This window comes from Collinsella aerofaciens, from assembly GCF_039752985.1.
Classification (GTDB): Bacteria; Actinomycetota; Coriobacteriia; order Coriobacteriales; family Coriobacteriaceae; genus Collinsella; species Collinsella aerofaciens_BT.
Map to the genome: position 1 here is coordinate 1 of NZ_JBDMHA010000042.1, position 20,117 is coordinate 20,117.

Below are 20,117 nucleotides of genomic sequence, written 5' to 3' on the forward strand. Positions count from 1 at the left end.
GCGGTTGAGCTGGTAGGAGGCAAAGGACGTCTTTTCGTCGATGTCTGAGACCTGGAAATTGCGCACGCCGTAGTTGCATGCGATCATGATGAGCGTGCCGGTGACGAAGGCGATGGAGAACTTACCGGCTTCCTCGGCGCCCACAAGCTGCGTGGACACAATGGTGAGCAGGGGAAACGCGAAGCCCCACACGGCGGTGCCCAGGGTATTCCAGAGATAGTCGCGACGGGTGGCGTGTTCCTCGTATTCGGCTTCCTGCGTGGAGAAGCCGCCGCCGTAGACAACGCCGAGCAGGCGGTTCCACCAGGCGTTGACCATGCGGTGGATGGGGTCGGGCTCGCGATCGCGTTCGCGCCGGCGACGGCGCGTGGCCTGGCTGCTGTTGGGGCCGCCGGCGTTGCGCTGGCTCAGCTCTTGGATGCGCGCGAGCTCTTCGGCCGTGTGGGAGGCGGGGAACAGGCCGTTCTCGATGCGTCCGCCCTGGGCCCTTGCGGTGCCGCTGCCCGCTACGGCGGGGTCGGCGACGCCATTGCGGCGGGCGATGGCGCGGCGAATGCTATCGAGGGGCGTGATGCTCAAAGCGGAGTCCTTTCTTTTGCTGCGCTTTAGTATAGACGCGACGGTGCTCGCTCGTGTTTTTGAACAGGTTGTTCGATAATTTCGGCGGCGCCATTCGGTAGTCGGCACTTAGGGACGTTCCTTATGTGCCGGCACTTTGGGAACGTCCCTAAGTGCCGGCATCCGGGGACATTCCTTGAATGTTGCCTGTTCAAGAGTGTCCCCAATGACTAGGCGTTTAAAAACGTCCCCAATGACTAGGCCGCTTGCCTGCGATTTTTGACCGTTGGGCGGGCTTGCCACCCTTGCCGCAAAAACGTTTTTGCATATCGGGTACAACGTGCTTTACGTGAGTAAAGTGCGCGCCGCGTCCATGTGTCGCGTTTTTAAAGGAGGCCCCATGCCTGGTGTTACCCCTGCAGAAGTTTTGTCCAACTTTGGTATTACGCTGGTCGAAGATCCCGCCGAGAATCAACCCCGTCTGCTGGTCGATCTACCCGCCGCGGAGCTCGTCGAGCACGCTATCCGCCGCGAAGAAGGCCGCATGGCATCCAACGGCGCGCTGGTGATTGAGACGGGGGAGCGCACCGGCCGTTCACCCAACGATCGCTTTATCGTTGACACCCCCGATGTTCACGACAAGATTGCCTGGGGCGCGGTCAACTGCCCGCTGTCCGTCGAGAGCTATGAGGCCATCAAGGCCGGCATCGTCGACTATCTCAACGAGCGCGACGTGTTCGTCACCCGCGGCATGGCAGGCGCCGACCGCAACCACACACGTCGACTGCTCGTTGCCTGCGAGCGTGCCAGCCAGGCACTCTTTATCAAGCAGATGCTCGCCCGACCGCTTGCCCGCGAAATCGCGCGCACCGGCGAGCCCGACTTCTGCGTGCTCGCAGCGCCCGGTTACCAGTGCGACCCCGCCATCAAGGGCCTCAACTCCAGCGCTGCGGTGGTCATCAACTTCCAGGAACGCGTGATTCTGGTCGCCGGCACCGGCTACTCCGGCGAGATTAAAAAGTCGATCTTTAGCGTCATGAACTATCTGCTGCCCGTCGAGGACGACGTGCTGCCCATGCACTGCTCGGCCAGCATGGATCCCGTCACGCACGAGACCGCCGTGTTCTTTGGCCTGTCCGGCACCGGCAAGACCACGCTTTCGGCCAATCCCACGCGCCTGCTGATCGGCGACGACGAGCACGGTTGGTCCGACATGGGCATCTTCAACATCGAGGGCGGCTGCTACGCCAAATGCGAGGGCCTGGACGCCTTCCACGAGCCCGAGATCTTCAACGCTGTCCGCTTTGGCGCGATCTGCGAAAACGTGGTGCTCGACGAGAACCGCAAGCCCAACTACGATGACATCTCGATCACGCACAACACGCGCGTGGCCTATCCCGTGGAGCACATTCCTAACGCGTGGACTAAGGGCATGGGCACCACTCCGAGTGTCGTGCTGTTCCTGACTTGCGACGCTTTTGGCGTGCTGCCGCCCATCTCACGCCTGACGGCCGATGCCGCTATGTACCACTTTGTGACGGGCTTTACGGCTAAGATTCCCGGCACCGAGGTCGGCGTCACCGAGCCCACGCCCACGTTCTCTTCGCTGTTCGGCGAGCCGTTTATGCCGCTCGACCCCATGGTTTACGCCAAGATGCTTGGCGAGCGCATTGCCGACGGCCGCACGCGCGTGTACCTGGTCAACACCGGCTGGATTGGCGGCGGCTACGGCGTGGGTCATCGCATCGAGCTGGCCTACACGCGCTCGCTGGTCGCGCGCGCCCTCGACGGCACCATCGAGGACAGCGAGTTCGTGCACGACGACATCTTTAACGTTGACATTCCCACGACGTGCCACGGCGTGCCCGATGGCATCCTGGTGCCGCGCCAATACTGGCAGAGCACCGCGCGCTACGACGAGGCCGCGCACAACCTGGCGGTGATGTTCGAGGAGAACTTCGAGAAGAAGTACTCGCACCTGCCCGAGTCCGTCAAAGCCGCCGGCCCGCACGCCCAGGTGTCCGCCGAGGCCCGTCATCGCGGCCGCGGCCTGCTGGGGCTCCGCCACTAGCGTCGCCTCAGACTCAAAACCACCATAAAGGGGGCACCTTTATGGTGGTTTTGCTCGCGTGGATGACTCGGGTTACAATACGCCTGACATATCGTCCCCTTCTCCGGATGGGGACAGCGCAAGCGTTCTTGTGACGGCACCGTAGGACTTTGAAGGTGGCCGTCGTGAGGGCGCTTTTTGTTTAGGCGCCCTCGCTCGGGCGTACGCTATGAAGGGAGAGCATATGAAGAGTTTCGTTGCCGAGGATTCGTTTTGGGAGCTGTTTCCGCAGGCGGCGGTCGGCGTCGTGGTCGTAAAGGGCATGAAGCCCGCGGCCCAGATTCCCCAGGAGGACGTGGATGCGATCGCCACGTTGCTCAATCGCGCCAATATCGATGCGGAGCGTCACCTGACAAGCGATACCATCAGCGAGAACGCACCGGTCAAGGCATGGCGCGAGGCCTATCGTCTGTTCAAGACCAAGAAAGGCGCGCGCTGCTCGATCGAGAACTTGCTCAAACGCGTGCTCAAAGGCAAGCCGGTGGGCCACATTACGCCCGCGGTGGATATTTACAACACGGTGTCGCTGACCTACGCGCTGCCCGTGGGAGGCGAGGATCTGCATGCGATCGAGGGAGACCTTCGCTTGAAGGTGACCGACGGTGGCGATACGTTCTTGCCGCTTGGCGAGGAGGCGGACGATCCGACGCTGCCCGGCGAGCTCGCCTACATCGACGATGCGGGCGCTGTGTGCCGCTGCTGGAACTGGCGCGACGGCGTTCGCACGGCGCTGTCCGATGATTCGGCCGATGCGTTCCTGGCGATTGAGTGCGTGGAGCCCGAGCGGATGGGGGATTGCCAGGCCGCGATTGATCGCTTAGCCGAGCTGCTCGAGCGCTATCTGGGAGCGACGGTTGTCGTTAAGACGCTTGTGACCCGCGACAATCCCTGCGTGGAGCTGTAGCGACGCCTGCGGATCATGTTCGCCGGTCAAAACCACCACAAAGGTGCCTGTCCCCTTTGTGGTGGTTTTTATGTTGATGGGTTAACAAATGGGGTATTTGGGTACGGGTGTCGCCTTATGCGACTAAGATGTTTACCCGTAAGCATTATGCAAGCGAAAGGCGGTCGTCTCCCATGCAGCAGAACGACGAGACACGTTTCGAGGACTTTGTCGGACTGATCAGCGGGCTCTACAAGGAGATTCAGCGCATTAAGACATCCGAGGGCGCAAGGCTGGGCCTCAAGGGCTCCGACGTTATGTGCCTTTACTATCTTGAGCGCAGCAAGGACGGCCTGACTGGCGCTGACCTGGCTCGCATGGCAGGCGTGACCCGCGCCGCCGTCTCGCGTACGCTCGCGCATCTGGAGGAGGGCGGCTACGTCGAGGTCGACGATTCGGGCGATGCCGCCGTTAAGTATCGTGCTCCGGTGCGCCTGACCGCTCTGGGCGGCGAGAGCATGAGCGAAGCGGACCGCATCATTCGCGACGTGCTCGATACCACCGGTAAGGCTATGGGTGTGGAGCAGCGCGAGCAGATGTATGCGTCGCTGCGCACGATTCTCAACACCCTGCGCGAGCTGTAGGGCCGCCAAGGCTTTTGCTTCCAATTAACAACTGCATAGTCCTGTTTGAGCGCGTATACCGTGCCGGGGCCTTGCTGTCAAAATTCCCTGCGCGGGACCTGCGCAAGAAAGGATTCGCTATGTCCGTCCGCATTATTACCGATTCCGCAAGCGATATGTCGCCGGTCGAGCACCCAGCACTGGCCGTTTTGCCGCTGTCCGTCACCTTTGGCACCGATGTGTACATGGATGGCATCGACATCGATCACCAGCGCTTTTACGAGATGCTCGTGGAGCGCGATGAGCTGCCCAAGACCGGCCAGGTCAACCCGTACGCGTTTTCGCAGGCGATTGCCAAGGTTCGTGAAGCCGGCGATGAGGCTGTGATTATTACCGTGGGCGCTAAGCTATCAGGCACCAATCAGAGTGCCCGTACCGCACTTGCCGAGGCGCCAGGCGGCGACGTTTACGTGGTGGATAGCAATAACGTCACTCTGGGCGAGCGTGTCATGGTCGAGTATGCCCTGCGCCTGGTGGATGAGGGTCGTAGTGCAGCTCAGATCGCGGCGGCCGTCGAGGCCGTGCGCGACCGTGTGGTGGTTATCGGCCTGCTCGAGACGCTGGAGTACCTGGTGCGCGGCGGTCGTCTGTCTGCTGCGGCCGGCGCCGTGGGCACGCTGCTCAACGTAAAGCCCGTGGTGGCTGTCGAGGACGGTCTGATCGTGCAGCTGGGTAAGGCGCGCGGTTCCAAGAACGGCCGCAATCTGCTCAATCAGAAGGTCGAAAAAGCGGGCGGCATCGACTTTTCCATGCCGCTGGCGCTCGGCTATACGGGCCTTTCGGATGCGGTGCTCAAGAAGTATATCGAGGACAGCGCGGCACTTTGGGCTGGCCACACCGAAGGCGAGTTGCCCGTTCACACCATCGGCGCCACCATCGGCACCCACGTAGGCCCCGGCGCCGTCGCCGTAGCCTTCTTCCAGCCCGCCAACTAACCGATCTGCCATAAACCACCACAAAGGGGACAGGCACCTTTGTGGTGGTTTATGCTTTTCCGGGTGGAAGGGAGCGAGCAATGGCGTCTGAGGGCTTTTTTGAACGGGTGTACGAGGTGGTCGAGCAGATCCCCGAGGGGATGGTCGCCACGTATGGTCAGGTGGCGCTGCTTGCCGGTCGTCCACGAAGTGCGCGGTACGTGGGGTATGCCCTGCATAGTAATCCGCGTCCCGGCGAGATTCCCTGTCACCGCGTGGTGTTTGCCGACGGGCACATATGCGAGGGCTTCGCTTTTGGCGGTCCCGATGCTCAACGTGAGCTTTTGCTAGGGGAGGGTGTGGCGTTTAAGGACGACATGCACGTCGACTTGCCCGCCTGTCGCTGGCCAGCAGGGCTCTAGCGCTCTGCCGTGGCCAAAACCACCACAAAGGTGCCTGCCCCCTTTGTGGTGGTTTAGTTTACTTGGGCTAACTTATGGAGAAGCTATGGCGGCGGATATTGATGCTGCAAAGTAAACCACGGTGAACTATATTGGTTTCAGCAACGGAGCAGGCAATAGGCGATGAAAAAGCCTGCCCTGTTGAGTTTGATTCGCATTCCTCCCCTCTGTGCGATTCAACGGTGTACTTCGGGAACAGGCCCGCTGGCAACTAACTGCCAGCGGGCCTGTTCCTGTTTGTCGGGGGAGTGCGATGGACGGAGCCGAAGCGGTCCGCTCCAAAAAAGGCGGACGCCGTAGCGCCCGCCCTATAGCAATCGAAAGCTCAAGTCAGCAGATCGGCCTAGTACACCATACCCATGGCGTCCTGAACCTCGGCCAGGGTCTGCTCGGCGATCTCGTTGGCGCGACGGTTGCCCTCATGCAGGACGTCCTTCACATAGTCCAGATCGTTCTCGTAGCGCTGGCGACGCTCGCGGATAGGTGCGAAGTACTCGTTGACGGCCTCGGTCACGTACTTCTTGAGCTGGCCGGAGCCGCCCATGCCAATCTCCTCGGCAATCTCGACCTCGGAGCGACCGGTGCAGATTGCAGCCGTCGAAAGCAGGCCGGACACACCGGGGCGGTTCTCGGGGTCGAACGTGATCATGCGCTCGGAGTCGGTCTGGCTCTTCTTGATGCGCTTGGCCGTTTCCTCGGCGGTCATCGAAATATTGATGGCGTTGCCGTAGCTCTTGCTCATCTTGCGACCGTCAAGGCCGGGCAGCAGCGGGGTCTCGGACAGCAGCGCCTCGACCTCGGGAAATACCTTGCCGTAGCGGTTGTTAAAGCGGCGGGCGATGGTACGGGTGAGCTCGATGTGCGGCAGCTGGTCGCGGCCGACGGGCACCACATTGCCCTTGCAGAACAGGATGTCGCAGGCCTGGTGCACCGGGTAGGTGAGCAGAAGGCCGGTGAGCTCGTGGCCCGAGGCCTCCATCTCGGCCTTGACCGTGGGGTTGCGCGCCAGCTCGGCCTCGGACACCAGCGACAGGAACGGCAGCATGAGCTGGTTGGCGGCGGGCACGGCGGAGTGCGCGTAGATCATGGTCTTGTCGGGGTCGATACCGCAGGCAAGGTAGTCCATGACCATGTTGTACACGTTGTCCTGGATGTGCTCGGTGGTGTCGCGGTCGGTGATGACCTGGTAGTCGGCGATGAGTACGTTGGTCCTGGCGCCCATGTTCTGCAGCTCCACGCGGCCCTTGAGGGTGCCAAAGTAGTGACCCAGGTGCAGACGGCCGGTGGGGCGGTCGCCGGTAAGCATGGTGAACTTCTCGGGCGTCTTGGCCAGGCCCTCGCGAATGGCGTTGCTCTTTTGCAGCGCGACTTCGTAGCTGTTCTCGTTTGGCATGATTGCTCCTAACGTATGTTCATGGGTCAAGATGATAACGCGTTTATTGGAGGGGCGGGGCGTAAGTAGGCGAGGGGCGGGAGAGGGGTGGCTTGTGCGATGGGCGCGGCGCGGCCGCGCTTGGCCAACGGTGCCTTGGCACATCCTCGGCAGCTTGCCCTAGAGCTTGTGGTGGCGCTCTTCCTTACGTTCCTCAGCTGCCTGCTCCTCCTGCTTAAAGGCGGGGTCGTCGGGGGTGACCAGTTCGTCCTCGTGCGTGCGCTTGTTGTAATGGTGGCGCAGCACGGGTTCAAACAGGTGCAGGTGCTTGGCAAAGGCCGCCGAGCCAATGGCAAGCACGGTAAAGATGAGCACGCGCATGGGCACCTCGACCTGATTGATGGCGGCGGCGCCGGCCGAAAGCATAATGCACCAGGCATAGATGAGCAGCACAGCCTGTTTTTGGTTGTAGCCTTCTTGGATCAGGCGGTGGTGGATGTGGCCCTTGTCGGCCTGCCCGATGCTAATGTGGGCGCGCTTGCGGCGCACGATGGCGCTAAACGTGTCGATGATAGGCACGCCGGCAACGATGAGCGGGATGATAAGCGAGGTGAGTGCGGCGGTGCGGCTCACGTTGAGCAGCGAGATGGAGCCCAGCGCAAAGCCCAGCAGCAGCGACCCCGAGTCGCCCAAGAAGATGCTTGCGGGGTTGAAGTTGTAGTGCAAAAAGGCTAGACAGGCGCCAAAGAGCGCAATAGAGAGCGCGGCGGCGTCGATGCGGCCCGAGAGCACGGCCATTGAGAACATGGTGAATGACGCGATGCCGCAGATGCCCGTGGCCAAGCCGTCGAGGCCGTCGATGAGGTTAATGATGTTGGTGAATGCCACCAGATAGATCACGGTGATGGGGTAGGCGAGCCATCCGAGCATGATCTCGCCGGGGGCAAACGGGTTGACGATGACGCCGATTTTTAGGCCGCCGATACAGGCGATAAGCGCGGCGAGGACTTGTCCGGCCAGCTTTTGCTTGGGCGTGAGCTGGAAGACGTCGTCGATAGCGCCGGTCGCAAAGATGACGGTAAAGGAGAGCGCCAGCATGGGATAGCTAATGTGAAGGCGCGGGTGCGGCACCAGGACGGGTGGCCAGCCTAGGTACCAGGTGCCTAGGATTTGCACAATGCAGGCAACGACCAGGCCCAAAAACACCGCCGCTCCGCCCAAACGTGGGATGGGCTTGGTGTTGATGCGGCGCTTAGAAGGATAGTCGACGGCATCGAGCTTAATTGCCAAGCGCTTGACCAGGGGCACCGCGAGGAAGGTCGTGATAAAGGCCGCCGCTGCCACGCATAGGTACGGTATGTAGCTCGGGGATGAAGCCATGAATCTAAAAACCGCCAAGCGTCGAAGGAAAAGGTCAGAAGAACGCCATGCGCAAAGGGCATAGCCGAACCATAATACTCGACCAAGGGGGGTGCATGGAATTGCACGCAGCGATAATCACGCGCTTACCAGATATTGGGATGTTGTCGATAGCTTGTCGGGATGCCGGCGGGGATTCATATGGACTGTAATGGTGATTTTCGGCAAAAGAAAACCACCCCCCACGTTACGAAAATGAACCCACCTAAAACAGGTGGGTGCCCTCATCGACTGTTCCAGCGTCCTTAACAACGAAGGATACCTGTACTAGGTACGACTGTGTGGGCTCCCTAAATAAACGCGACGGTTCACCCAGTTGCTCCGCGGGGGGCGGAATACCTACATCATAAAGCGGCACTTTATCGATTCCAGTCTTGACATTACAAAAATCGTGTCGGACGATTACGGCGCCTTAGGCTTGGAGCCGTCTGCGCGGTCCGGGCCTTAATGTTTGAGCTGCTGAATCGTTGTTTTGGAGCATGTTTTTATGCCGACGTCGTTGACCGAACTTTTTTCGCCCGCCTGCCATTTGTGTCCGCGCCGTTGCGGTGCGGCGCGTGATGAGGGTGCGCGTGGCGTATGCGGTGCCGACGACACGCTTAAGGTCGCTCGCGCGGCGCTTCATATGTGGGAGGAGCCGCCTATCTCGGGCGAAGCCGGTTCGGGCACGATCTTCTTTAGCGGCTGCTCGCTTAAATGTATCTACTGCCAGAATCACGAGATCTCGACCGGCAATTTTGGGCTTGAGATTTCGCCTGAGCGCCTGGTCGAGATTATGCTGGAACTGCAGGACCAGGGTGCCAACAACATCAATTTGGTGACGGCGACGCACTATGCGCACCTATTGCCTGCCGCGATTGTCGCAGCGCGGGAGCGCGGGCTGGACATCCCGATTGTCTACAACACGAGTGGTTACGAGCGCGCGAGTGCCGTGGCGGCGCTGGGCGACCTGGTCGATGTGTGGCTCACCGACTTTAAATATGCCGATGCTGGGCTTGCGCAGTCGCTTTCTCATATTAAGGATTACCCGCGCGTGGCCGTGTCGGGCCTGGCACAGATGGCGTGCGAGATCGAGCGCCGCGGGGGAGAGCTGGTGGACGAGGACGGGCTCATGAAGCGCGGCATCATCGTGCGCCACCTGGTGCTGCCGGGGCATGCGGACGATTCGTGCCGCGTTCTGGACCTGGTGTGGCAGACGGTGGGCGACGTGCCGATCTCGGTCATGAACCAGTACACGCCCAATGCCCTCATGCGCGAGCAGGGCGGCGATCTGGCGCGTGCCGTGACGCGCGAGGAGTACGAGCAGGTGCTCGACCATGCCGATGACTTGGGCTTTACGACGATGTTCTGGCAAGAGGGCGGCGCTGTAGATGAGAGCTTCACCCCGGCCTTCGACACCACCGGCGTCCTCACCAGCGCAAAGTAGTGCGTTCGCCGATGATTTTTCTGGGATGGGGATTAAAAAATCATCGAGTGGAATGCTTGCTCGAAAGGTAGTCAAAATGGCCCCGTCCCAAAAAGACTGGGTATTGGGCGTTGACAGTTGGCGAGCCGTAGGTAAAATATCAACTTGTCCTGGGGACGTAGCTCAGTTGGGAGAGCGCTGCCGTCGCATGGCAGAGGCCGAGGGTTCGACTCCCTTCGTCTCCACCCTTGGATTTGATAAGCCGTCGACATTGTGTCGGCGGCTTTTTTTGAAAGAAAGGGCTGTACTATGGCCGAGCTTGAGTCCCAACCATTGTCCGACGAGGAGCGCGCCGAGTTGGAAGAGCTCCGCGCCGAGAAGGCCCGCCGCGAGGCTCAGGAAGAGGCCCGTCGCGAGCGTGAGGAGCTGGCTGCCCTGCGTGCCGAGTGCGCAAAGGCCGAGGAGGCCGCCGCGAACGCCGCATCAGCGCCCAAGCCCGCGCCCGCGCCCAAGCCCGCCGCCGCGAAGCCTGCGCCTGCCGCGCCTAAACCTCAACCTAAAAAGGTCACTCGCCCCAAGCCCGCCGAGCCCACGCCGAGCCGTGACGAGATGACGTTTGCCCAGCGCATGGTCACCTCCAAGGAGCCTACGGGCGAGAATGAGATCCCCGGCATGGCTCCGGCTCAAAAAATCATCATCGTGCTCGCCCTCATCGCGTTTATCGTCTTTATGGTCTACACGATCACGGGCAGCATGGGTCTGCACTAACCTGTTCGTGCCGGGTTCCATGCCCGCACGTCCGCCTTGTCCAACCCTCAACTTCTGCACAACGCATCCGAAAGGTCGCCCCATGGCTTTGACCGACATCTCGCATCCCACCGACATTGCAATGCTCACCGATCTGTACGAGCTCACTATGGCCCAGGGCTTGTGGGAGAGCGGCAAGGCCAATGAGCAGGGTTGTTTTACCGCGTTTTACCGCGACCATCCCTTTGGTAGCGCCTACGCCGTCATGTGCGGTACCGCCGAGCTGCCCGAGCTGGTCGAGAATCTGCGCTTTACGCCCGAGGATATCGACTACCTCGCCTCGCTCCAGGCCCCGGCCGGTGGCGCGATGTTTAAGCCTGGATTCCTTGACTACCTGCGCGATTTTCGTGCGCATGTAAATATCGACGCCGTCCCCGAGGGCGAGCTCGTCTTTCCTCGCGAGCCCATGGTGCGCGTCACCGGTCCCGCGCTGGAGTGCCAGCTGCTCGAGACAGCGCTGCTCAACATCGTCGGCTTCCAGACACTTGTCGCCACCAAGACGGCGCGCGTGGTGTTGGCGGCGGACGGCCGTCCCGTGGCCGAGTTTGGCCTGCGCCGCGCCCAGGGTCCCGATGGCGGTCTGGCCGTCGCGCGCGCGAGCTATGTGGCCGGCTGTTCCTCTACGTCCAATGTGCTCGCCGGTCGCCGCTACGGTATTCCCGTCTTTGGCACGCATGCGCACAGCTGGGTGATGAGCTTTGATTCCGAGCTCGAGGCCTTCCGTGCCTTTGCCAAGTCGAGTCCCAAGAACTGCACACTGCTCATCGACACCTACGACGTGCGCGAGGGCTGCGAGCATGCCATTACGGTTGCCAAGGAGATGGAGGCGGCGGGCGAGCGCCTGTCGGCTATTCGCATTGACTCGGGTGACCTCGCCAAGCTCTCCAAGTATGTCCGCGGCCGTTTTGATGCCGAGGGCCTGCCCTATGTGGGAATCTCGGTTTCCAACGATTTGGACGAGTACACGATCCAGTCGCTGCTCGACCAGGGTGCACCCATCGATAGCTTTGGCGTGGGCACCAAGCTCGCGACCTGCTATGACCAGCCGGCGTTGGGCGGCGTGTACAAGCTTTCCGCCCGCCGTGCGAGCGAGACGGACCCGTGGACGCCGGTGGTCAAGCTCTCCGAGCAGCCTTACAAGCGCACGATCCCGGGCGTGCAGCGCGTGCGCCGCTATTACGACGGCTTTGGCGGCCCGATCTGTGACATGATCTATGACGAGGACCATCTGACGGGGGAGGGCGCCGCGCGCGGCAATACCCTCGTGGCCGTGAACGATGCCGCCCTGGTGACCGATGTGTCGGAGCTTGAGTATCGCGAGCTGCTGGTGCCGATCGTGCGCGATGGCAGCGCTGTTGCCCCGCGCGAGAGTATCGAGGACGCACGCGAGCGTTGCGCCTGGGCGCTTGACCATCTGGATCCGGTCTACAAGCGCTTCCTGTATCCGCAGACCTATGTGGTGGGCATGGAGCAGGGCCTGGCACAGGTGCGCGACGAGCTCGTGCGCAAGAACATGGCCGCGGCATCGGCCTTCCCCTGGGCTCACTAATTCCTTGGGCGGTAGGGGCGAGTCACGCTCCCTTGGCCGCCAGCTCGGCCGTTCGCTGAACAGTTGATTGGTTTGACGTATGACGACTTCTTATAAAACGATGGTGGTAAAGATCGGTTCGTCCACGGTGGTGGGCGCCGATGGCAAGGTCAACCGCGCCTTTATCGGCGGACTTGCCGATCAAGCCGCAGCGCTGCGCAAGCTCGGCTGGCGTCTGGTCGTGGTGAGCTCGGGCGCTATTGCCTGTGGCTATCCCGTGTTGGGCTTCGACCGCAAGCCGGTCGGCGACCTTCCGAGCCTGCAGGCCTGCGCCTCGGCTGGTCAGTGCATCATCTCGTCGGCCTACGACGAGGAGTTCCATGCGCGCGACCTGCTCACCTCGCTCGTGCTGCTCACGCGTCACGACACGGCGCGTCGCACGTCCTACCTGCACGCGCGCGACGCCCTGCTGCGTCTGGTGGAGCTGGGCGTGGTGCCGGTCGTCAACGAGAACGACACCGTTACCGTCGACGAGATCAAGTTTGGCGACAACGACACACTGGCGGCGCTCGTGAGCTGCCTGGTATCTGCCGATCTGTGCGTGACGCTCTCGGACATCGATGGTCTCTATACTGCCAATCCGCATGAGGACCCCACGGCCGAGTTTGTTCCTGTCGTGCATAAGATCGATGCCAAGATTATTGCCTCGGCGGGCGATTCTTCCACATCGGTGGGCACGGGCGGCATGATTACCAAGATCCGCGCGAGCCGCATCCTGATGACGGCGGGCATTCAGAGCGTGATTTGCTCGGGCGAGGAGCCCGATGCGCTCGTGTGCCTCGCCCGCGGCGAGAGCGTGGGAACCCTGTTCGATCCGCCGGCGGAGCGCCTGGACATCGCACCCCGCAAACTGTGGATCGCGTTGGGTGACAAGGCCCACGGTTCGGTAACGGTCGATGATGGTGCTGCGAAGGCGCTGGTCAGCCGTGGTTCTTCCCTGCTTGCGGTGGGTATTCGCGAGGTCGATGGCCAGTTTGCCGAGGGCGATGTGCTCGATGTGTGCGATCCGAGCGGTATGGTTGTCGCCCGCGGTATCGCCGAAGCCGATTCGGACGTGCTGGAGCTTGCTGCCGGTCGCCGCCAGGACCAGATTGCCAGCAACCGCCTGCTGGCAGACCTGGCCGAGAAGCCGGCGATCCATCGAGACAACCTAATCGTCTTCGCCTAACCAATTGACGCTGCAAACGCCCCTAAGCGGCAATCTGACGTTCAATCGTCGGGCATGACCAAAAGGTCAATGCCCTCCTCTTTCACGTCACCTTGCTCGCTTAGGGGCGTTTTCGCTTTCCGTCCTCTACCTGCGATGACGTTATAAACCTGCCACTTGGGGACGTTCCCTTTGTGCCGGCAGGTGGGGACACTCCTTTGCTAGAAGATTCGGCGCAGGTCTCCGCGGTTGAGGGCCTCGTCGAAGAGGTGCTTGAATACCACGCTGCCGTGCAGGCCGTCGTGCTCGAACTCGTTGGTCACCCAGGCATGCGAGTTGCCCACGCGGCTGAGCGTATCAAGCTGCAGGCCCGAATCCACGTACATGTCGTCGAAATACACCGCGGCCTGCAGGGGCACCTCGTTGCACGCCAGTCGCTGCGGGTCGTAGATCTTGTCCCAGCTGGTGTCTTCCATCAGCAGGTCCATGGCGGGCTTGAAGGGCTTGAGCTCGGGCATCTGCTCGAGCATCCACGGGAACATGGCCTCGCCGGTAAACATGAGCGGGCGCGCGAGTGTGTCGAACTCGGCACGATGGGCCTTCTCCTCTGCTGCGGCCCAGCGAATGGGCATGGTGTCGCCGTCGGCGTAGATAAACTCCTGCAGTGTCCAGTACAGCGGGTTCGTGCGTGTGTTGGTGCGCTCGAAGGCGCGCATCAAAAAGCTGTCGGATACCGAGGAGCCGCAGCTCAGCGTACCGTCGCCAGTAACAAAAGCGTGATCGATAGTCCAATGCATGCGCTCAAAGCTCGGCTTCATGCCTAAGTCGCTGCCCATGAGCTGTAGGCGCTCGACCGTCATCGGCGAGCCGTCGGGCAGCACGGGCTTCTGTGCCTCGAGCGCATCTGCCAGGGCTGCCACGCGCTCGACGTCGGCGGGGTAGCGGTCGTAATACTGCTGCGTCTTGGCGGCCATGCGCGGGAAGGTGTGCGCGTAGACCTCGCTGGCGCTCGCCGGCACGTGGGGGATGCCGCCGCAGGTAAAGCTCGCCGCCACGCCCTCGGGGAAGAGCGACAGATAGCTCAGCGTCAAAAAGCCGCCGTAGCTCTGGCCGAGCGTGACCCACGGCTTGCCGCCAAAGCCCACTAGGCGCAGGTACTCAAAATCGCGCACGATGGAGCTGGCGAGGTGGCGCTTGAGGAAGTCCGCCTGCGAGCGTGCTGTATCGGCGCCGGCGGCCGTTGCGCGATCACCCAGTGCCTTGATCGTGCGTCCGTCCACGCAGCTACTGCGTCCGGTGCCGCGCTGGTCGGGAAGGACCACGCGGAAGTGCTTGACGGCCTCCTCGATCCAGCCGTCGCTTGTGGGCGACAGCGGACGTGGGCTCTCGCCGCCGGGTCCGCCCTGCAAAAACAGGAGCAGCGGCAGATCGTCGTTGATGCGGTCGGGCGCGCAAACCACGCGGTAGAAGAGCTTGATGCTCTCGGGCGCGCCGGCGATTGGTGCCGGCATAGCGCCGCGGCGCATGGTGCTGCCGACGGCCAGTAGCATCGGCTCCAGGCCGCGCCAGTCAAGGGGGACGTCGATGCTGTGGTCCTCGACGTAAAGGCCGGGGACGTGGTACGAAGTGATGAGGGCCATGTGAGTCTTCCGTTCGTTGCGGTGTTTCGGGTTGACCAATTCTACCGCCGCGGGCGAGGCCATGCGCAAATCGGCTACCATGGTTGCAAACTTCTAGGAGAAAGGGCCGCCCATGTCGGTCGATATAGCCACGTATGTCCACGATCTTGCCGTTGCCGCCAAGGCAGCGTCGGCCTCGCTTGCCACGGCGAGCGATGAGCAGCGCCAGGAGGCCGTGCGTGCCATGGCCGCAGCACTGCGCAACGGTTTCGACTCCATCGTCGCCGCCAACGAGCTCGATATGTCCGCTGCGCGCGATGCGGGCACCTCGGCCGGACTGCTCGATCGCCTGCTGCTGACGCCCGAGCGCGTCGAGGGCATGGCCGCCGGTTTGGAGAAGCTCGCCGAGCTGCCCGATCCCGTCGGTCGTGTACTCGATCACCGCGTGCTTGCAAGCGGCGTGGACCTGACCCGCGTGAGTGTGCCGCTGGGCCTGGTCGCCATGGTGTATGAGGCGCGCCCCAATGTGACGGCCGATGCCGCGGGCATCTGCATACGCACCGGCAACGCCTGCATTCTGCGCGGCGGCTCGCTGGCTTATCACTCGTGTGCCATGATTTCTGAGCTGCTGGCCGATGCGCTCGAGGCCAAGGGCTTCCCGCGCGAGGCCGTGTCGATGATCGAGTCCACCGACCGCGAGGCCACTGGCGAGCTCATGAAGCTCCGCGGTATTGTCGACGTACTCATTCCGCGCGGAGGTGCAGGCCTGATCCAGCGCTGCGTGCGCGAGTCGCTTGTGCCGGTGATCGAGACGGGCACGGGCAACTGCCACATCTACGTGCATGAATCCGCCGACTTTGATAAGGCGCTCAACATTATCGTTAATGCCAAGACCCAGCGCGTAGGCGTGTGCAATGCCGCCGAGTCGCTGCTGGTCGACCGTGCTGTGGCCGATGCGTTTTTGCCCGCGGTCGTGACCGTGCTGCATGACCACGGCGTGCTCATTCACGGCGACGAGGCAACCTGCGCCGCATGCGCCGATGCCGGGCTTGCCGAGGGTGATGACTACGTTGCCGCGACTGAGGAGGACTGGGGTCGCGAGTATCTGGCGCTCGAGATGAGCGTGAAGGTCGTGGCGAGCGAGGACGAGGCCATCGCACACATCAACCGCTACGGCACGATGCACTCCGAGGCCATCGTTGCCGAGGACACGGATGCTTGCGAGCGCTTCCTGGATGCGGTCGATGCCTCGGCCGTGTACGCCAACGCCAGCACGCGCTTCACCGACGGCGGCGAGTTTGGCCTGGGCGCCGAGATCGGCATCTCGACCCAAAAGCTCCACGCCCGCGGCCCCTTTGCTGCCGAGGCCCTCACCACCTACAAATACAAGCTCCGCGGCACCGGCCAGGTCCGCCCCTAACGCCCGTGCAAACAAAAACCACCACAAAGGTGCCTGTCCCCTTTGTGGTGGTTTTAGGTGGCGTTGACGGTTAGGCCTGGAAGGTATCTCGGTCGGGGGCGAAGGACTGCATGGCCGCGATGGTGCGGTCAAAGAGCTCGGGGAGCTCCCAGCCCAACATCTCGGCGCCCTGCGAAATCACGTCGCGCGAGCAGCCGGCGGCAAAGCGTTTGTCCTTGAACTTCTTCTTGAGCGACTTGGTCGTAAAGTCCATAACGCTCTTGCTCGGGCGCATGATGACGGCAGCGCCGATCAGGCCGGTGAGCTCATCGCAGGCAAACAGGATCTTTTCCATCTGCAGCTCGGGCTTGGGCAGCGAGGTGTTGAAGTCGGACGTGTGCGTCTGGATGGCGCGAATGAGCTCGGGAGACGCACCTTCGCCCTCAAGAATCTCGGCAGCATAGATGGTGTGGTTCACGGGATCGTCCTCATGCTCCTCCCAATCCAGGTCGTGCAGCAGACCGACGATGCCCCAAAACTCCTCGTTCTCGGGGTCGAACTCGCGCGCAAAGTAGCGCATGGTGCCCTCGACCGTCTCGCCATGGGTGATGTGGAACGGGTCCTTGTTGTGCTCGTTGAGCAGTTCGAACGCGCGGTCGCGGGTGATTCCGGCGGTAAGCGGCTCTGCCATAGGAGACTCCTTGTGCTCGTGGGTATCGATAAGAATGAATACTACTAGAACAAGAAAACCACCACAAAGGTGCCTGTCCCCTTTGTGGTGGTTTTTGGCGCGGATGGGTTAGTTGAGGGCGGCTTGGGCTAGGCGGGCTTCGGCGGCCTCCTCGGTGACGCCAAGGGCCACGGCGAACTCCTCGATGGAGCGGCGTTTGGCCTCCTTGAGTACGCGCATGTAGTAGGAGCTGGGTTTTTTATCAGCTTCCTCGGCCTGGCGAATGCGGTGCATCATGGTTTTTGCCACGCGGACCGTCTCGGGCGCGCCCAGCTTGAGCTGCTGCTTAAAGTGTGTCTCCTCAAGCGAGCTGTTGCGCTCGGTAAAGGTGTCGCACTCAAGCTCGTCATAGTGGCTCAGCAGGTGCTCGGCATCTTGCTGCGAGATGGCGGCGTGCAAACGGTCGGCCTGCGCCACGGGGTACATGAGGATCGTCTGCGCATGTCCCTGCTTGGTCTCGAGCAGCAGCATGGGCTGCGGTGTGTCGTCCCTAAAACCGACGACGGTGCAGACTCCCTGGCCCGGATGAATGACGTGTTGACCGATTGAGAACATGCTACCTCCAACTTATACGAATTTACGTATGTCTAGAATAACACGCTGACGTGCGCAAACCGTTACTTTATGCAGGAAAAGCACACAACTCTGATAGGTAAGAGTATTCGATAACAGACGCAGCTCATTCACACCTTTATGCATTTTCAACGCCTGCATAATCTGCAGGCAGACCGGCATCTTTGAGTGACTCCATACAAGCTGTAGTCATTTTTGTGCATATGCAATATCTATTAGCTTTACCCTGCGACAGTGCCCGTCGCTTGTGATAGAGTGCTACAAACTCTGGCTTTTGCCCTACGAGTGACCAAGAGCTCGGGGGCTTTAACACAAGGAGGATCTATGCCCGAGAAGATTGAAGAGCTGGTACGCGCTGCGCTTGCTGCGGCCCAGGAGGCCGGCGACCTTTCCGCATTTGAACTTGACGATTGCGCTATCGAGCGACCGGCTGACACTTCTCATGGCGAGTGGACCTCTACCATGGCCCTGAAGTCCGCCAAGCTGGCTCACTGCGCCCCGCGCAAGATCGCCGAGGCCGTCGTTGCCCATATGCCCGAGGATCCCGCAATCGAGAAGGTCGAGATTGCCGGCCCTGGCTTCATCAACTTCTACCTCTCCGTTGCCGTCAAGAACGCTATCTTTGGCGAGGCCCGCGAGAAGGGTATGGACTTCGCTAAGTCCAACGTCGGTGGCGGCCTGAAGACCCAGGTCGAGTTCGTCTCCGCCAACCCCGTCGGCCCCATGCACATCGGTCATGGCCGCTGGGCCGCTCTGGGCGACTCCCTTTGCCGTGTTATGGACCACGCCGGTTACGTCATCCAGCGTGAGTTCTACATCAACGACCACGGCTCTCAGATGAACACCTTCGGCAACTCTATCAGCACGCGCTATATGCAGCTTGCCGACATCATCGCCAAGCAGGGCGTGGATATCGACGAGGCTCACAAGCTGCTGATCGCCGACCGCGACGCCTTTGTTGCCGACGAGAACGACGAGCACCCCGAGACCCATCCGTATCAGGACAACTTTGCCGAGACCCTGGGCAAGGACTCCTACGGCGGCGACTACATCATCGACGAGGCTGCCGAGTTCTGGCGCACCGACGGCGATAAGTGGGTCAACGCTGATCCGCAGGAGCGCATGGAGAGCTTCCGCGAGCGCGGCTATGTAAAGATGGTCGACAACATGCGCGACCTTTGCCATGCCGTTAACTGCGACTTCGATCGTTGGTTCTCCGAGCGCTCGCTGTATGTGAAGGACACCGAGGGCGAGACCGCCGGCACCTCCGCCGTCGACCGCGCTTTTGAGAAGCTCGACAAGATGGGCTACCTCTACACCAAGGACGGCGCCCTGTGGTTCCGTTCCACCGATCTGGGCGACGACAAGGACCGCGTCCTGATCAAATCCGACGGCGAGTACACCTACTTCGCCTCCGACGTTGCCTATCACTGGGACAAGTTCCAGCGCGTCGACCACGTCATCGACATCTGGGGCGCCGACCACCACGGCTACATCGACCGCGTCCGCTGCGTCTGCGACGCTCTTGGCTACCCCGGCAAGTTTGAGGTTCTGCTGGGCCAGCTCGTCAACCTGCTGCGCAACGGCAAGCCCGTCCGTATGTCCAAGCGCAAGGGCACCATGGTGACCCTGCAGGAGCTCGTCGACGAGGTCGGCTCCGACGCCGCCCGTTACACGCTCATCTCCAAGAGCTCCAACCAGATGGTCGACTTCGATATCGAGGCCGTTAAGAAGCGCGACAACTCCAACCCGGTCTATTACGTACAGTATGCTCACGCCCGCGTGTGCTCCATCCTGCGCCGTGCCGCCGACGTTACCGCCGAGCAGGCCGCCGAGATGGGTATGAAGGCCGTCGCCGAGAAGGCCATCGGCGAGAACGTCGATTACTCGCTGCTGACCGACCCGACCGAGCTTGCCCTTTCGCGTAAGCTCAACGAGCTCACCGACCTCATCGGTAGCTGCGCTCGCGATCGCGCTCCGTTCCGCCTGACTCACTTTGCCGAGGAGCTCGCCGGCGACTTCCACAGCTTCTACGCTGCCTGCCAGGTTCTGCCGAGCGAGGGCCGTCCCGTCGACCCCGAGCTCTCGCGCGCCCGTCTGGCCGCTTGCGACGCCGTCCGCGTAACGCTCGCCCTGGTGCTCACCCTTGTTGGTGTCTCCGCTCCCGAGCAGATGTAAGCTGCGGGTCATTTAACCGTGTAGGTTCAGCTTTGCTGAGCCTTGAAAGCCCGATCTCCACGGAGGTCGGGCTTTTTGCAAACGCCGACGTATTGACGAATTTGGAACTGCTGGAAATACGAAACTATGCCGGTTTACTACGATGAAATGAGAAATTCCAACCACGCCGGCTTTTCGCAAAAAAGTGCAAGGCATCTACCTGCACTGATAATTGTTCTCGGGGGAAGCGGGCACTGCGGGGCGCGGCAACGGCGCGCGATTTCCGCGTCGC

The 20,117-nt window shown here is 61.6% G+C and carries 16 protein-coding genes, 1 tRNA gene and 1 pseudogene; 12 read left to right on the forward strand and 6 right to left on the reverse strand.

Annotated features, from left to right (window positions below):
* Positions 1–579: pseudogene (locus ABHR76_RS06690) on the reverse strand (hypothetical protein); the annotation flags it as partial.
* A gap of 379 nt (positions 580–958) precedes the next feature.
* On the opposite strand from ABHR76_RS06690, the gene pckA reads away from it, so the two are divergent.
* The 5 genes from pckA (at position 959) to ABHR76_RS06715 (ending at position 5,570) form a co-directional block, all read left to right on the forward strand.
* On the forward strand, positions 959–2,629 hold the full coding sequence (pckA, locus tag ABHR76_RS06695) for a phosphoenolpyruvate carboxykinase (ATP) (protein WP_175406055.1): 1,671 nt from the start codon (positions 959–961) through the stop codon (positions 2,627–2,629).
* 223 nt (positions 2,630–2,852) lie between these two features.
* Positions 2,853–3,572, forward strand: a complete 720-nt coding sequence (locus ABHR76_RS06700; protein ID WP_271761776.1) for a B3/B4 domain-containing protein — start codon at positions 2,853–2,855, stop codon at positions 3,570–3,572.
* 173 nt (positions 3,573–3,745) lie between these two features.
* Entirely contained in the window at positions 3,746–4,195 is a 450-nt protein-coding gene (locus ABHR76_RS06705; RefSeq protein WP_138112825.1) for a MarR family winged helix-turn-helix transcriptional regulator, read from the forward strand.
* A 119-nt stretch (positions 4,196–4,314) separates the two neighbouring features.
* Positions 4,315–5,169 (forward strand): DegV family protein, encoded by an 855-nt coding sequence (locus tag ABHR76_RS06710; protein ID WP_117848665.1) that lies wholly within the window; start codon positions 4,315–4,317, stop codon positions 5,167–5,169.
* Between the two features lie 80 nt (positions 5,170–5,249).
* Positions 5,250–5,570 (forward strand): MGMT family protein, encoded by a 321-nt coding sequence (locus tag ABHR76_RS06715; RefSeq protein WP_117770205.1) that lies wholly within the window; start codon positions 5,250–5,252, stop codon positions 5,568–5,570.
* 382 nt (positions 5,571–5,952) lie between these two features.
* Here ABHR76_RS06715 and trpS read toward each other — a convergent pair whose 3' ends face one another.
* Together trpS and ABHR76_RS06725 are read right to left on the reverse strand one after the other, a co-directional pair.
* Entirely contained in the window at positions 5,953–7,002 is a 1,050-nt protein-coding gene (gene trpS / locus ABHR76_RS06720; protein ID WP_138112823.1) for a tryptophan--tRNA ligase, read from the reverse strand.
* Positions 7,003–7,161: 159 nt separating this feature from the next.
* The gene (locus ABHR76_RS06725) at positions 7,162–8,361 is read right to left on the reverse strand and encodes an MraY family glycosyltransferase (protein ID WP_138112821.1); all 1,200 of its coding nucleotides are present in this window, start codon (positions 8,359–8,361) and stop codon (positions 7,162–7,164) included.
* A 526-nt stretch (positions 8,362–8,887) separates the two neighbouring features.
* Here ABHR76_RS06725 and ABHR76_RS06730 point away from each other — a divergent pair.
* From ABHR76_RS06730 to proB, 5 genes are all read left to right on the forward strand, one after another.
* Positions 8,888–9,826: a radical SAM protein gene (locus tag ABHR76_RS06730; RefSeq protein ID WP_138112819.1), complete on the forward strand. Its 939-nt coding sequence runs from the start codon at positions 8,888–8,890 to the stop codon at positions 9,824–9,826.
* A gap of 151 nt (positions 9,827–9,977) precedes the next feature.
* A tRNA-Ala gene (locus ABHR76_RS06735) sits at positions 9,978–10,050 on the forward strand.
* Between the two features lie 64 nt (positions 10,051–10,114).
* Positions 10,115–10,573: a hypothetical protein gene (locus tag ABHR76_RS06740; RefSeq protein WP_346977132.1), complete on the forward strand. Its 459-nt coding sequence runs from the start codon at positions 10,115–10,117 to the stop codon at positions 10,571–10,573.
* A gap of 82 nt (positions 10,574–10,655) precedes the next feature.
* The gene (locus ABHR76_RS06745) at positions 10,656–12,161 is read left to right on the forward strand and encodes a nicotinate phosphoribosyltransferase (RefSeq protein ID WP_346977133.1); all 1,506 of its coding nucleotides are present in this window, start codon (positions 10,656–10,658) and stop codon (positions 12,159–12,161) included.
* 79 nt (positions 12,162–12,240) lie between these two features.
* Positions 12,241–13,368 (forward strand): glutamate 5-kinase, encoded by a 1,128-nt coding sequence (gene proB, locus ABHR76_RS06750; protein WP_346977134.1) that lies wholly within the window; start codon positions 12,241–12,243, stop codon positions 13,366–13,368.
* Positions 13,369–13,568: 200 nt separating this feature from the next.
* On the opposite strand, the gene ABHR76_RS06755 is transcribed toward proB, so the two are convergent.
* Positions 13,569–14,987, reverse strand: a complete 1,419-nt coding sequence (locus ABHR76_RS06755; protein WP_346977135.1) for an alpha/beta fold hydrolase — start codon at positions 14,985–14,987, stop codon at positions 13,569–13,571.
* A 112-nt stretch (positions 14,988–15,099) separates the two neighbouring features.
* On the opposite strand from ABHR76_RS06755, the gene ABHR76_RS06760 reads away from it, so the two are divergent.
* On the forward strand, positions 15,100–16,386 hold the full coding sequence (locus ABHR76_RS06760) for a glutamate-5-semialdehyde dehydrogenase (RefSeq protein ID WP_346977136.1): 1,287 nt from the start codon (positions 15,100–15,102) through the stop codon (positions 16,384–16,386).
* Between the two features lie 70 nt (positions 16,387–16,456).
* On the opposite strand, the gene ABHR76_RS06765 is transcribed toward ABHR76_RS06760, so the two are convergent.
* Both ABHR76_RS06765 and ABHR76_RS06770 read right to left on the reverse strand, forming a co-directional pair.
* Entirely contained in the window at positions 16,457–17,056 is a 600-nt protein-coding gene (locus ABHR76_RS06765) for an HD domain-containing protein (protein WP_346977137.1), read from the reverse strand.
* 108 nt (positions 17,057–17,164) lie between these two features.
* On the reverse strand, positions 17,165–17,650 hold the full coding sequence (locus ABHR76_RS06770) for a CarD family transcriptional regulator (RefSeq protein WP_006235480.1): 486 nt from the start codon (positions 17,648–17,650) through the stop codon (positions 17,165–17,167).
* 342 nt (positions 17,651–17,992) lie between these two features.
* Here ABHR76_RS06770 and argS point away from each other — a divergent pair, with 342 nt between their 5' ends.
* Positions 17,993–19,846 (forward strand): arginine--tRNA ligase, encoded by a 1,854-nt coding sequence (argS, locus tag ABHR76_RS06775; RefSeq protein WP_346977138.1) that lies wholly within the window; start codon positions 17,993–17,995, stop codon positions 19,844–19,846.
* The last annotated feature ends 271 nt before the right edge of the window (positions 19,847–20,117 follow it).